The 13,532-nt window shown below is 36.0% G+C and carries 15 protein-coding genes; 11 read left to right on the top strand and 4 right to left on the bottom strand.

Features of this window, described 5'->3' with window-relative positions; genetic code table 11:
• Positions 1-26 precede the first annotated feature (26 nt).
• The 6 genes from rlmN (at position 27) to CLU97_RS13375 (ending at position 8,071) form a co-directional block, all read left to right on the top strand.
• The gene (gene rlmN / locus CLU97_RS13405; RefSeq protein WP_121488376.1) at positions 27-1,061 is read left to right on the top strand and encodes a 23S rRNA (adenine(2503)-C(2))-methyltransferase RlmN; all 1,035 of its coding nucleotides are present in this window, start codon (positions 27-29) and stop codon (positions 1,059-1,061) included.
• 74 nt (positions 1,062-1,135) lie between these two features.
• Complete coding sequence (locus tag CLU97_RS13400; RefSeq protein WP_121488375.1) at positions 1,136-2,086, top strand: sterol desaturase family protein; 951 nt, start codon at positions 1,136-1,138, stop codon at positions 2,084-2,086.
• Between the two features lie 194 nt (positions 2,087-2,280).
• Positions 2,281-3,189, top strand: a complete 909-nt coding sequence (locus CLU97_RS13395; RefSeq protein ID WP_121488374.1) for a hypothetical protein — start codon at positions 2,281-2,283, stop codon at positions 3,187-3,189.
• A 73-nt stretch (positions 3,190-3,262) separates the two neighbouring features.
• Positions 3,263-4,240, top strand: coding sequence for a polyprenyl synthetase family protein (locus tag CLU97_RS13390; RefSeq protein ID WP_121488373.1), 978 nt, complete (start codon positions 3,263-3,265; stop codon positions 4,238-4,240).
• Between the two features lie 432 nt (positions 4,241-4,672).
• A complete protein-coding gene (locus CLU97_RS13380; RefSeq protein ID WP_121488372.1) occupies positions 4,673-7,105 on the top strand; it encodes a thiamine pyrophosphate-dependent enzyme in 2,433 nt (810 codons plus the stop codon).
• 126 nt (positions 7,106-7,231) lie between these two features.
• Positions 7,232-8,071 (top strand): DUF7003 family protein, encoded by an 840-nt coding sequence (locus tag CLU97_RS13375; RefSeq protein ID WP_147436484.1) that lies wholly within the window; start codon positions 7,232-7,234, stop codon positions 8,069-8,071.
• Positions 8,072-8,234: 163 nt separating this feature from the next.
• Here CLU97_RS13375 and CLU97_RS24050 read toward each other — a convergent pair whose 3' ends face one another.
• Entirely contained in the window at positions 8,235-8,489 is a 255-nt protein-coding gene (locus CLU97_RS24050) for a carboxymuconolactone decarboxylase family protein (RefSeq protein ID WP_228437699.1), read from the bottom strand.
• A 109-nt stretch (positions 8,490-8,598) separates the two neighbouring features.
• On the opposite strand from CLU97_RS24050, the gene CLU97_RS13365 reads away from it, so the two are divergent.
• Positions 8,599-8,886 (top strand): hypothetical protein, encoded by a 288-nt coding sequence (locus tag CLU97_RS13365; protein ID WP_121488370.1) that lies wholly within the window; start codon positions 8,599-8,601, stop codon positions 8,884-8,886.
• A gap of 77 nt (positions 8,887-8,963) precedes the next feature.
• Here CLU97_RS13365 and CLU97_RS13360 read toward each other — a convergent pair whose 3' ends face one another.
• Positions 8,964-9,317, bottom strand: a complete 354-nt coding sequence (locus CLU97_RS13360) for a winged helix-turn-helix transcriptional regulator (protein ID WP_121488369.1) — start codon at positions 9,315-9,317, stop codon at positions 8,964-8,966.
• A 166-nt stretch (positions 9,318-9,483) separates the two neighbouring features.
• Between CLU97_RS13360 and CLU97_RS13355 the strand changes: the two genes are divergently transcribed.
• A complete protein-coding gene (locus tag CLU97_RS13355) occupies positions 9,484-10,545 on the top strand; it encodes an NADH:flavin oxidoreductase (RefSeq protein WP_121488368.1) in 1,062 nt (353 codons plus the stop codon).
• Between the two features lie 186 nt (positions 10,546-10,731).
• On the opposite strand, the gene CLU97_RS23705 is transcribed toward CLU97_RS13355, so the two are convergent.
• Positions 10,732-10,890 (bottom strand): hypothetical protein, encoded by a 159-nt coding sequence (locus CLU97_RS23705; RefSeq protein WP_183084568.1) that lies wholly within the window; start codon positions 10,888-10,890, stop codon positions 10,732-10,734.
• A gap of 139 nt (positions 10,891-11,029) precedes the next feature.
• On the opposite strand from CLU97_RS23705, the gene CLU97_RS13350 reads away from it, so the two are divergent.
• A complete protein-coding gene (locus CLU97_RS13350; protein ID WP_121488367.1) occupies positions 11,030-11,299 on the top strand; it encodes an ASCH domain-containing protein in 270 nt (89 codons plus the stop codon).
• Between the two features lie 87 nt (positions 11,300-11,386).
• Positions 11,387-11,518, top strand: a complete 132-nt coding sequence (locus CLU97_RS24200; RefSeq protein ID WP_262690162.1) for a hypothetical protein — start codon at positions 11,387-11,389, stop codon at positions 11,516-11,518.
• Between the two features lie 87 nt (positions 11,519-11,605).
• Here CLU97_RS24200 and CLU97_RS13345 read toward each other — a convergent pair whose 3' ends face one another.
• Positions 11,606-12,808: an aminopeptidase C gene (locus tag CLU97_RS13345; RefSeq protein WP_121488366.1), complete on the bottom strand. Its 1,203-nt coding sequence runs from the start codon at positions 12,806-12,808 to the stop codon at positions 11,606-11,608.
• A gap of 205 nt (positions 12,809-13,013) precedes the next feature.
• On the opposite strand from CLU97_RS13345, the gene CLU97_RS13340 reads away from it, so the two are divergent.
• A complete protein-coding gene (locus CLU97_RS13340) occupies positions 13,014-13,532 on the top strand; it encodes an RNA polymerase sigma factor (protein WP_121488365.1) in 519 nt (172 codons plus the stop codon).

The following is a 13,532-nucleotide window of genomic DNA, read 5'->3' as shown; positions in this document are numbered from 1 at the left end:
AACTTTTAACTTGGCTCTTTAATATTATGAAAGATATCCGTATATTATCACTAGACCAGCTTAAAGACTACTTTGTGTCTTTAGGAGAAAAACCGTTTCGTGCGAAACAGGTCTACGACTGGTTATGGAGTAAAAACCTCCATTCGATTGACGAAATGACGAATCTTTCCAAATCACTTCGTGAGAAAATTTCGGAAGAATATACCATTAATCCTGTTTCCGTAGACCTTCTTCAAAAAAGTTCTGACGGAACCATCAAAAACGGAGTGAAACTTCATGACGGACTGATGGTGGAATCTGTCCTTATTCCTACAGAAACAAGAACAACAGCCTGTGTATCTTCGCAGGTAGGATGCTCATTAAACTGCGAATTCTGCGCCACAGCCAAACTGAAAAGGATGAGAAACCTTGAAGTAGCTGAAATTGTAGATCAGGTAGCCCTGATTGACAGCCAGAGTAAAATGTATTTCGACAGACCGCTTACCAACATCGTATTTATGGGGATGGGAGAGCCGATGATGAATTACAAAAACGTAGTGGAAGCTATCAAAAAAATTACCCAGCCGGAAGGATTGGGAATGTCTCCAAGAAGAATTACCGTTTCTACATCCGGTATTCCTAAGATGATCAAAATGCTTGCAGATGATGAACTGCGTGTGAAGCTGGCTTTATCCCTTCACTCAGCTATCGAATCCAAGCGTAATGAGATCATGCCTTTCTCTGATAAATTCCCGTTGACGGATATTATGGAGTCTCTGCAATATTGGTATCAGAAGACTGGCTCTGTCATTACTTTTGAATATTGCGTATGGAAAGGAATTAATGATGGAGACGAAGATATCAAAGCTTTAATTAAATATTGCAAACAGGTTCCTTCTAAAATAAACCTTATTCAGTATAACCCAATTGGGGATGGAAAGTATGACCAATGCAACAAACAGGCGGAAGAAAATTATATCCGTCAGCTTGAAAATGCAGGAATTACTGTAATGGTCAGAAGAAGCCGTGGAGGTGATATTGATGCCGCTTGTGGTCAGTTGGCCAACAAAGCAACAGATTAAAATTTCCTTAAAAAAATCCTAAGGCTTTCTTAAAACATAGGTTAAAACCCTACCTTTGCACAAATTATTTTGTGATGATGGATTTTCTAATGAGCGAGGACGGGCTGGAAAATGTATATGCATGGGCTATTCCGTTGCATGCTACTGTTATTTTAGCTGAAATGATTTACAGCCATGTTTCAGAAGCTAAGCTATATAGTGGAAAAGATCTTGCTACCAATGTTTATCTGGCACTGATGAATTTTGGTCTGGATCTTATTATGAAAGCATTTGCCATGGGCGTAATGTTTTTCTTTTACGATCACAGACTTTTTTCATGGGATTTGAGTGTATGGTATCTGCTGGCTTGCTTTATCATCACAGATTTTGCCTATTACGTTTTGCATTACGTAGATCACCGTTCCAGAGCATTCTGGGCAGTTCATATCACACACCACAGCTCAGAATACTTTAACCTTACCACAGGATTCAGAAGCCCTGTTTTACAGCCGCTTTACAGATATTTGTATTTTTCACCACTTGCATTTTTAGGATTCAATCCATGGCATATTATGGTGGCTTACGCTATCGGACAGGTGTATGGAACATGGGTGCATACACAGACTGTGAAGAGTATGGGATTTTTGGAATATATTCTGGTAACTCCTTCTCATCACCGCGTACATCATGCTTGTAATGTGAAATATCTGGATAAAAATATGGGAATGTGTCTTATTATCTGGGATAAAATATTCGGAACCTTTCAGAAAGAAGATCCCAATATTCCTGTTAAATATGGTATTTATCCTAAAATGCCGGATAATAGACCAGATACTGTTCTTTTTTATGAATGGAGAAAGATCTGGAAAGATTTGAAACAACCGGGTTTAAAATTCACAGACAGAGTTAATTATATTTTCAACTCACCAGGATGGAGACATGACGGAACCGGAAAAACGGTAAGGCAATATCAGAAAGAGTATTTTGCAAAACAAGCGAAAAAGAAAGAACAACAGCAAAATCAGAAACAGCAGAAATCTGCTTAACTTCTGATTTAAAATCAATAGAAATCTAAGGGAAAAACGGGCTATTTTAGCTCGTTTTTCTGTTTTAAGAAGGGGATGACAAAAGTTGAAAGTAAAAGGCAAAAGGTAAAAGAGCCAGGTAATTTGCAAAAAAATATCTTTAACCCTCAAACGCATAAACACACCAGCTCACAATAAAACCCTATTTTTGTCCTATGAAAAAGCTTCTTCTCATTGTTACTCTTGTTGTCTTTCAATCTGCATTTTCCCAGCAGACCGACTTTCTGAAAATAAAAAAGTACAGAGCTAATTATCTGGATGACAAGATTGAAGAAACCTCAGGGCTGAATATTTTAAACGGAAAACTCTATACATTCAATGATAGCGGAAACCCGGCTCAGCTTTTTGAAATTGATAAAAAGAGTGGGGAGATTATCAGAACACTGAAAACTAACCTTATCAATACGGATTGGGAAGCTTTGACCAATGATGGCGAAAATTTTTATATCGGAGATTTCGGAAATAACGCCGGAACAAGGAAGGATCTGATGATTTATAAAGTTCCTTACGGGCGTCTTGATTCGTCCAATATCATTAAAATTCCAGGCTCGGAAAGGTCTTTAGACGGAACACGAATTTTATTTTATTACCCTGAACAGACTGAATTTATTTCTAAAAATACAAAGAACGATTTTGATGCAGAAGCTATGATTTATCTGAATGGAAAGCTGCATATATTTACCAAAGAATGGGCTTCAAAAGCAACTTCTCATTATATTGTAGATCCTCAAGTATCAGAATTGCAAAAAGCTGAAAAAATAGAAACCTATAAAACGGGTTTTGTCGTTACAGATGCTTCTTATTTTGATAAAAAACTTTATTTAGTAGGCTACACCAAGAAAACGGAGGTTTTTTTAGATGTCTTTACAGAGACAGAACCCGGAATATTTTTTAAAGAAAAACCAAAGCATTATTACCTTGGAACGGCGCTTTCATTATCACAGATTGAAGGAATAAGTGTAGACGAAACGGGAATTTATATCTCTGGAGAAAAATTCAGATCTCCATTGGGAACTACAAAACCCTCTTTTTATTTTATCCCCAAAGATCAACTCAGAGATTAATTTTATCTTAAAATTGAGCGAAAAAAATTATCTTTGTGAGAATTAATAATTATTCACCCAGCATTCGCAGATTGTGGCAAACATTGTAGAAGAGATTAAACGACCGATCAATGACGAAATGAAACTTTTTGAACAGAAGTTTTATGAATCAATGCAGAGTAAAGTAGCCTTATTGGATAAGGTAACCCGTTTTATTGTTACCACCAAAGGAAAGCAGATGCGTCCTATGTTTGTATTTCTTTGTGCTAAACTGGTGGGAGAAGTGACGGAAAAGACCTATCGTGGTGCTTCTATGATCGAATTGATTCACACGGCTACACTGGTACATGATGATGTGGTGGATGAAAGTTTTAAACGTCGTAATTTCTTTTCAATCAATGCTTTGTGGAAAAATAAAATTGCGGTTTTGGTAGGAGATTACCTTTTGTCAAAATCAGTTTTATTATCTACAGACCATAAAGATTATGACCTGCTTGGGGTAATTTCCAGAACCATCCGTGAAATGTCTGAAGGAGAGCTTCTTCAGCTTGAAAAAGCCAGAAAACTGGATATCACAGAAGATGTTTATTATGAAATTATTCGTCAGAAAACGGCCACTTTGATTGCTGCCTGCTGTGAGATAGGAGTTCTCTCTAATAATGCAGACGAAGCTCTTGCTAGGAAGATGATGGATTTCGGAACCTTTACAGGAATGGCATTCCAGATCAAAGACGACCTTTTCGATTATTTAAGTTCAAACGTGATCGGTAAGCCTGTAGGAATTGACATTAAAGAACAGAAAATGACACTGCCTTTAATTCATACCTTAAAGATAGCCGATGAAAAAGACAGAAAATACTATTTCGATACCATAAAACGTTATAATAACAATCCCAAACGTGTAAAAGAGCTTATAGAATTCGTTAAAAGCTCCGGTGGGTTGGAATATGCCATTACGGTTATGAAAGATTTCCAGCAGAAAGCGAAAAACATTCTGAATGAATTTCCGGATTCTGAAGCAAGAAAATCGTTACATATTATGCTGGATTACGTAATTGAGCGAAAATTTTAAATTAAATAATTTTCAGGGTTACAATAATAACAGCTAGGACTATACAAAATAAAGCGATTAAAAATAAATAATCCGCAATGTTCTCAAATGTAGATTCCCGCTTTATATTTTTCGTTCTGATCGCCAGAAAAGAAAAAAAACAGCTGCAGGCAAAAAGAATACAGGCAAATCCCGCAAATTCGTCCAAATGTGTATTCTGACTGATTTTAGCGATTTTTAACGAAGTAATAATAATCAGTGAAAATCCTAAAAGATTGCTCGAAGCGTTCAAAATGTGAGGTGACTTTTTTTCCATCATTTACAATTTTTATCAAAATAAAGCACAATTTTTTTTATTATCAAATTTTTAAAAAAGATTATTAAAAATTAAAATTAATTTAAAAAGTGTATATTAGCAAAATACTTGAAGATTAAAAACTTTTTTACTTAGCTATGCAAACAACCTATATTGAAACACAGCAAATATCCTTTCAAGATTTTAAAAATCAGATACTTGAAGACTACAGGTTAGGAAGGATTTCTCGTGAAATGTCTTATCTCGGAAGGAGAGAAGTACTTACGGGAAAAGCTAAATTCGGAATTTTTGGGGATGGAAAAGAACTTCCTCAGCTTGCAATGGCGAAAGTTTTCAGAAATGGAGACTTCCGTTCAGGATATTATAGAGACCAGACTTTTGCATTGGCAATAGATGCCTTAACAGTAGAAAGTTTCTTTGCACAGATGTATGCAGATACCAGCGTGGAAAGAGAGCCTGCTTCAGCGGGAAGACAGATGAACGGGCATTTCGCAACAAGAAGTTTAAATGAAGACGGAAGCTGGAAAGATTTGACAGCTCAAAAAAATATTTCTTCGGATATTTCTCCAACAGCAGGACAGATGCCAAGATTATTGGGATTAGCCCAGGCTTCTACTATCTATAAAAGCGTAAAATTTGACGGTTCAGAAAAATTCTCAAGAGAAGGTAACGAAATTGCTTTCGGAACTATTGGAGATGCTTCTACAGCAGAAGGACACTTTTGGGAAACTCTGAATGCAGCGTGTGCGCTTCAGGTTCCTATGATTGTTTCTATCTGGGATGACGGATACGGAATTTCTGTTCCTACAAAAAACCAGAGAGCAAAAGGGGACATCAGTGAAATGCTGAGCGGCTTCCAGAGAAAAGAAGGAGAAAACCAGGGATGTGAGATTATTCAGGTGAAAGCTTGGGATTATCCGGCATTATTAGATGCGTATGCTAAGGCAGAACATTTTGCAAGAACAGAAAGTGTTCCGGTAGTAGTGCATGTGATTGACGTTACTCAGCCTCAGGGACACTCTACATCAGGATCTCATGAAAGATATAAAAACGAAGAGCGTCTGGCTTGGGAAGCTGAGTATGACGGTCTGGCAAAATTCAAAGAATGGATTCTGAACTATTCTATTGAAATTGAAGGAAAAGAGGAAGTAATTGCTACCAGCGAAGAACTGGAAGCCATTGATGATGAAGCCAAAAAGATTGCAAAAGCAGGACAGAAAACGGCCTGGGAAAACTATCAGAAATCAATTTCAGAACTTATTCAGTCTATTTTACCTTTAGTGGAAAACCTTAAAGGTCAGAATGCTGAAGTGGAAACGTATATTGCTCAATTCAACAAATTGGTTTCAAAAGCTAAAAAAGATATCTTCCATTTGGTAAGAAAAGCTTTATTGGCAACAAGAGGGACAAACTCTGCAGAAAGAACTCAACTGATGCAGAAATACAATGAAGTAGCAGCTGTTGAAAAAGACAACTATTCTTCTCACTTATATTCTCAGTCTCAGTGGAAAGCTGAAAATATTCAGGAAATCAAACCTGTATATTCTGACAGCTCTGAAGATGTAGACGGAAGAGTAGTGATCAGAAATAACTTTGACAAAATTTTTGAAAAATATCCTGAAACCCTAATCTTTGGAGAAGATACCGGAAATATTGGTGACGTCAACCAGGGATTGGAAGGAATGCAGGAAAAATATGGTGCTTTACGTATCGCTGATACAGGAATCCGTGAAGCAACGATTCTTGGACAAGGAATTGGTATGGCGATGAGAGGTTTGAGACCAATCGCTGAAATCCAGTACTTAGACTATGTTCTTTACTGTTTACAGGGAATGAGTGATGATCTGGCAACAGTACATTACAGAACCAAAGGAGGTCAGAAAGCTCCATTGATCATCAGAACAAGAGGTCACAGATTAGAAGGAATCTGGCACTCAGGTTCTCCAATGGCGGGTATTCTTAACCTTTCAAAAGGTATTTTAGTATTGGTACCAAGAAATCTTACGAAAGCTGCCGGATTCTACAATACAATGCTTCAGACAGACGAGCCTGCGATCATTGTAGAATGTCTGAACGGATACAGATTAAAAGAAAAGCAACCAGATAATTTAGGTGACTTCACTGTTCCAGTAGGAAAAATTGAAGTAACTAAAGAAGGAAAAGACGTTACGTTGGTAACTTACGGTTCTACATGGAGAATTGTAACTGAAGCAGCTAACGAATTAGAAAAATTAGGAATTTCTGCAGAAGTGATTGACATTCAGTCATTGATTCCTTTCGATTTATCTCATGAAATTGCTGAAAGTGTTAAGAAAACAAACAGATTAGTCGTAATTGACGAAGATGTGGAAGGAGGAACTACAGGATTTATCTTACAGCAGATTCTTGAAAAACAAAAAGCATTCAGATATCTGGATTCAGATCCGTTGACGATCTCTGCAAATGATCACAGACCTGCCTATGCAAGTGATGGTGACTATTTCAGCAAGCCGTCTACAGATGATATGGTAGAAAAGATCTACGCAATGTTTAATGAAACAAATCCTCAGAAATATCCGGCGATATTCTAATTGGGATTTTAGATAAATTTTAAAACCGCTTCCTTTTTGGGAGCGGTTTTAGTTTTTATCATTATAGGAAATTTGTATATTTAAAGACTTATATAATGTTTTTTAGCTTATCTTTAAATCAATTCTATGAAACGGGTATCCATCATATATATGTTTTTTGCATTATTTTTTTGTCAAGCACAGAACTATAAAGAAGCTGAAATTTTAAATCAATTGGATTTGGCTTTTAATGGTAAACCAAGTCAGTATTTTCCTCAAAAGAAATCAGGTGAAATTCAATATAATTTTTTTCTGGATTTGGAGCATGGTTATTTTATGACAGCGGGAAACCGAATACATTTATATGGAAATGATGAAGGACAATGGGCTATAGTTTTTGAAAAAAATGGATATCAAAATAGAGCAACAAGAGCAGAAATAGAGCTTAATTATATTGGTAATTGTATTAGTTACTCAATAGAAAGACACGGAGAGATAAATTATATCAGTAATACTAATTATATTGTTTTAATTGATGGTGATGAATTCGTAAGAATAGAAAATAAAGAAGGAAGTGATTTAGAAAAATTCGAACATATTGGAGAACAGGTTAAAGAAATAAAAATCCGCAATCAATTTGTTCCTTTTAATTATGATTATAGAGATTATGAGAAAGTAGGAATTAAAATAGAAAACCTTGATAGTGATAGGCGGCTGATAGGGTTTGGAGATTTAATAAGATATTATAATGAAACAAATCCTTCATTACTCTATGCTTCAGAAGATGAAATAAAAATGCATATTCCCAAGAAACTAAAAAAAATAATGACTATAGACAAGTTTCATTATGACAGGGCAATTTTACCAAGCAAGCAGGAAACCTATAAGATGATAGCCAAGGTTTTGGTTACCAGAGATTCTTCTTATTGGAAACCTACATTGCCTTTTAATAATCATTGGAGTAACTGGGAATCCGGAAACATATAACTTTAATCCTTTTCTGCTAAAGTAATCCTCAGTTTATTCAAAGTATTCATCAAGGTGATACTTGCAGTAAGCTCTACAATTTCCCGCTCTGTAAATTGATCTATAAGCTTTGCTTTGGTACTTTTCCAATTATCTTTGCTGTCAATGAGAGCCTCTGCCTATTCTAAAACAAGCTTTTGCTGATCATTGAATGCACGGGTATGTTTCCAGCCCGGAAGCCTGTTGATGACATCCTGTTCAAAGCTAAAATCGGATAATTCTTTAGCGTGATAACTGCAGCAATAACACAGCCATTGATTTGAGAAACACGCAGCTCCACTAAAGCGATCAGCTTTTCATCAATACCGGATTTTCTAATGCTGTGGTGGGCTTTATAAAGATTCCCAATCGTTTCCTTTGCAATGTCTTTGTAATTCATAATGAATATTTTTCTGCAAATTTGCATCAGAAATGATTTAGAACCTATATGCTTACATTTTGGTGATATACTTACCTTTTTGAAAGTGCTCAATTATAATAAATAAAAAATGAAAGAAATAATTTCATTTTTGAAGTCCCGAAAATGGGCACTCATTATTTCGCTACTCTATGTAGGAACCGGAACATTGGCAGTATGTTCAGCTTACGGCAGCGATCCATTATATGGTGAATGGACTTTATATGCTTTGCTGATAACATTTCCTGTGTCAGTTTTAAGTTTTGCCTGCAGATATGCTGATCCCAGTATATGGCCCGTTTTTTTGATTCAATTTATTATGTTTTTAATTACATTTTTTATTTTATCCCTATTTATAAAAAGTAAGCCGGATAATTAATAAATGATATTCAGAACTGTTTTAAAAAGCAAAAAGCCATCAAATATTGACAGCTTTTTTATTTTTTACATCTTCATTCAAAAAGAACAATCTTTATCTTCATGCTGTCCTTTTACCTGATATTTTGCTTCCCATTCTTCCAGCAAATAGAGAATAGGCAACAAAGCCAATCCCTTTTCTGTAAGAGAATATTCTACTCGCGGAGGAAGTTCTTTAAACTCTTCACGGATAACCAATCCATCGGTTTCCATTTCTCTCAGCTGATCAGTCAAGACCTTTCTGGAAATGACATTAATGCGTACTGCCAGTTCCCCAAAGCGTAACTTCCTGTCTTTAATAACAAGAACAATAATAGGCTTCCATTTACTTCCCAAAGCGGCCATTGCCTTACCCAGAGGACAGCTGTATTGCATTAATTCATTCTTTTTCATAAGGCGAAATTTATTTTAAATAATCGTAAGAAATTAGAATTCATACGTTACTTGGATGTTACTAATGTAAGTTACTGCGAAGTTACCACTATTTTTTCAATAAAAGATACAAAAGTGAACTATTATTAGTTACTTTGTGTAACAATTATAAAATATAAATTTAAATATGAGCACATCATCATTATTTAAACCGTTTCAATACAAGAATTTACAGCTTAAAAATAGAATTGTAATGGCTCCCATGACCAGAGCACAGTCTGATAATGGAGTTCCTACACAGAATATCGCAGACTATTACGGAAGAAGAGCCGCTTCAGAAGTAGGATTGATTCTTTCCGAAGGAACGGTAATCAACAGACCGGGATCCAAAAATATGCAGAATATTCCTGATTTCTATGGAACAGAAGCTTTAAACAGCTGGAAAAACGTCATTGATACCGTACATCAGAATGGAGGTAAAATGGGACCTCAGATTTGGCACGTAGGAGACACAAGAATGTCAGAAGACTATCCTTTGGTTCCAATGGAAAAAGCTTCAACAATGACTATTGAAGATATTCAGGATACGATTGCCCAGTTTGCAGCCTCTGCAAAATCAGCGAAAGATCTTGGTTTCGACTGTATTGAAATTCATGGCGCTCACGGATATCTTATCGACCAGTTTTTCTGGGAAGTTACCAATACTAGAACTGACGAATACGGGGGCAAAACATTAAAAGAAAGAAGCAGATTTGCTGTAGAGGTAGTAAAAGCTATCAGAGCAGCAGTAGGAGAGGACTTTACTATTATCATCCGTCTTTCACAGTGGAAACAGCAGGATTATAAGACCAGACTGGCATTTACTCCAAACGAAATGGAAGAATGGTTGTTGCCATTAAAAGAGGCTGGTGTAGATATTTTCCACTGTTCACAGCGCCGTTTCTGGGAACCTGAATTTGAAGGTTCTGATTTAAATTTTGCAGGATGGGCTAAAAAAATTACCGGGCAGCCAACCATTACAGTAGGTTCTGTAGGCTTAAACGGAGATTTCCTGAATGCTTTTGCAGGACAGGGAACAGAAAAAACAGATCTTACGGAACTGATCAGAAGACTAGACAATGAAGAATTTGATCTGGTTGCTGTAGGAAGAGCTATTTTGCAGGATCCTCAGTGGGTACAGAAAATCAAAGACGGAAACACAGAAGCTCTTCTTGATTTTTCAGCAGAAAGTATGAACGTTTTATTTTAATACCGGGAATGAATTGGTGATTCGCTTCGCTGTCAGTTTTTTAACAGCATAATTTATTCACTGCGAAGTAAAATTGACAATTCAACCGGTATTAAATCAGCATAATTCACTTTATTTTATATTTAATTTTCACCTATTTATTAAAGAATCGGCTTTCAGGATTTCCTGAAAGCCGATTTTGTCAATTTATGGACATTCTACTGAATCTGGTACACATTTCCAACGGGGAGGAATTCCATTGCTTCCCGGGATATAGCAGGCTGTGGTTCCCGGCGTACACTCTGGAGCATTCCCTCCATTAATTTTCTTTAAATCTGATTTTAATAGCTTTTTAAGATTTTTCATAGGTAATAATTTGTTGATTGATACAAATATAATATTTTTTGGAAGCGGGACAATACTTTGCACTAGAATGTGAAATATTATTGTACTTTAATACATATGTTTTTGAAACTATTATATTTACCTTCCTAACAGCAACGTCATGTCTCAAATCACAACATATTGGATACAATTTTTAAACAGTTTGAACGGTAGTTCGTCAGAATTACCAGAATTAGCAGGTTTCTTTCATTTTGGAGGAAAAGAAGATGCAACATCTATTGCAAAACTTGTCATATCCGGTATTAAAACGGCTACGGGTTCATTGCTTTGGGTGTTTGAGTCAGAAAATAATCCAGTTCCTTCGGTAGGAGAATATAATATCATTACAGATTCTGACGACCGTCCGGTCTGTATTATTGAAACTATATAACTGTCGGTAATTCCCTTTGATAAAGTAGAAAGAAAGTTTGCTTATGCCTGTGGAGAAGGAGACCGGACTTTGGAAAGCTAGAGGGAAATGTATTGGGAATATATTCAGGCTGAATATGAACGTATTGGAAAAATACCTGGATCCAATATCCCTATGGTCTGTGAATATTTTAAAGTAATGTATAAAGAATCTCTGATAGAAAACAATATTTCAGAATAAAACAAACCCGCTTCCGGAATTTCCGGAAGCGGGTTTTAACAGATTTAAATATCTAAAACTGCCTTAAACAGGCAGAAATGATTTCTTCTATAAACCAATATTCTTAGTTGGCTTCAATTGCTTTAAGATGTTTTTCGGGATTGCATTTTTGTGAACAAGAATAGCCGTTGATTTGTATTCAACATAAGGTCTTGTTACATAAATATATCCGGCGAAATCATTGGTTACTCCCCATGAGTTTTTCACCATATAATATTCTTTACCCGTCTGGTCTTTTGCCAAACCTACGATGTGCATACCGTGGTCATCCGTTGTAGAAAGGTTGTTCAACGCTTTCTGACGCATATCTTCAGTAATGGTTTTATCTTTTTTAGGTTCAGTAAACAATGTCTGCTTGTTTTCTGCGGTAATCTGATCAAGATCCATATCCGGAACGTAAGCTACCCCGTTTTTGTAAGAAAAATAAGGCTCAGAAACATCGGTTGCCCAACCTACAGAATATCCTTTAGTTACTGCATTGTCAATGATCGCTGTAAGATCTTTCATCGGAATATTCCAGTCAGAATCGTGGCTCCAGTTATCAGGAATCGGAACTACAAATTTCTGGAAATAAGGATAGTCTTTATAAGAAGATAATTCTACGTAATCTTCAGGATTAATTCCTACTACTTCCTTAGCAAATGTTTTTGGCGTGTAGTTTTTTCCTTCATAGGTGAAGTTAGCAGGTACTTTTCCTAAATACTCATCAAGAATAGCATCTACGGAATCCATCCAGTTATCTGTCAGTTTTCCTTTTGAAGAAGCCTGAACTAAACTATCAAGAACCGGTTTCAGTTTCTCCTGCATTTCTTTGAAGTTGTTTGTAGTCTGTCCGGATTTTAATCCCGTATAAACATCCTGAGGAACCGCTCCATATTTCTTGTACATATTGATCACATCGTGAAGTTCTCCTCCGTCACCCCAGCTGATAGCTCCATTATTCAGAACGTATAATTTTGCTTTATCATGATAAGAGTTTCTTGCTGTAAAAATTTCAGCAAGATCTACAGGTTTTTTGCCCATTCTCTGCATTTCAGATTCAAGGAATGAGTTTCCGGAGTAACTCCAGCAAGTTCCTGAAGAACCTTGGTTCTTTACAGAAGTTGCACCCACGTCTTTTAACGTTGTGAACTGAAAATTAGCATTTTGTGATTGGTTGTTTTTTAACTTGTTGATTAAGTCATCTTGGGCAAACATCATACTTCCTGCAGACAAAACAAAAAGTAATGATGCAATTTTGGCATTTTTCATTACTATAAAAAGATTATTTATATTAAGAGTCGTTGTTAATAGAGATTTGTTACACAAGGAAAAGTTAAATTTGAAATGAAAAAAAATACTAAAAAACTAGAAATTTGATTTACAGTTTTGCTTTTTCTTATTTAAATAAAAAAAGTTAACCATGTTTCCAACCTTCACAAAAGTTTCTGCATCTATAATAGTATAACTCCTGACTATGGAACAAGAATTATTATTGGAATGCCAGCGCAGCAACCGCAATGCCCAGCGGAAAGTTTACGAGAAAATGGCGGGCAGGCTTTACGCAGTCTGCAGACGCTATTTGAAAAACGATGAAGACATAGAAGAAGTATTAGCCGATACATTCTACAAAATCTTTACGAAAATTAACCAGCTTCAGAATGCTGATACTTTTGAAGCATGGGCGAGAAAAATTGCGGTAAACGAATGCCTGCAGAAATTAAGAACCAATAAAGGACTGTTTATTTCCTTGGAAGAAAACTTCATTGATCATTCTGCAGGAACTACAGAAAACCTTTCCCTGGAAAAAGACATTCTGAGTTTACTGAATTTTCTACCGGAAGGCTGCAGAGCCATCTTTAATCTTTTCGCTATTGAAGGGTATCCTCATAAGGAGATTGCAGCCATGCTTTCCATTAGTGAAGGTACTTCAAAATCTCAGCTCAATTTTGCAAGAAAAAAGCTACAGGAACTTCTCGTTAATCAAAACATTTAA

This window comes from Chryseobacterium sp. 7, from assembly GCF_003663845.1.
Classification (GTDB): Bacteria; Bacteroidota; Bacteroidia; order Flavobacteriales; family Weeksellaceae; genus Chryseobacterium.
Note: the sequence above shows the minus strand (reverse complement) of the source record. Positions and strands in the feature narration are given on the sequence as shown.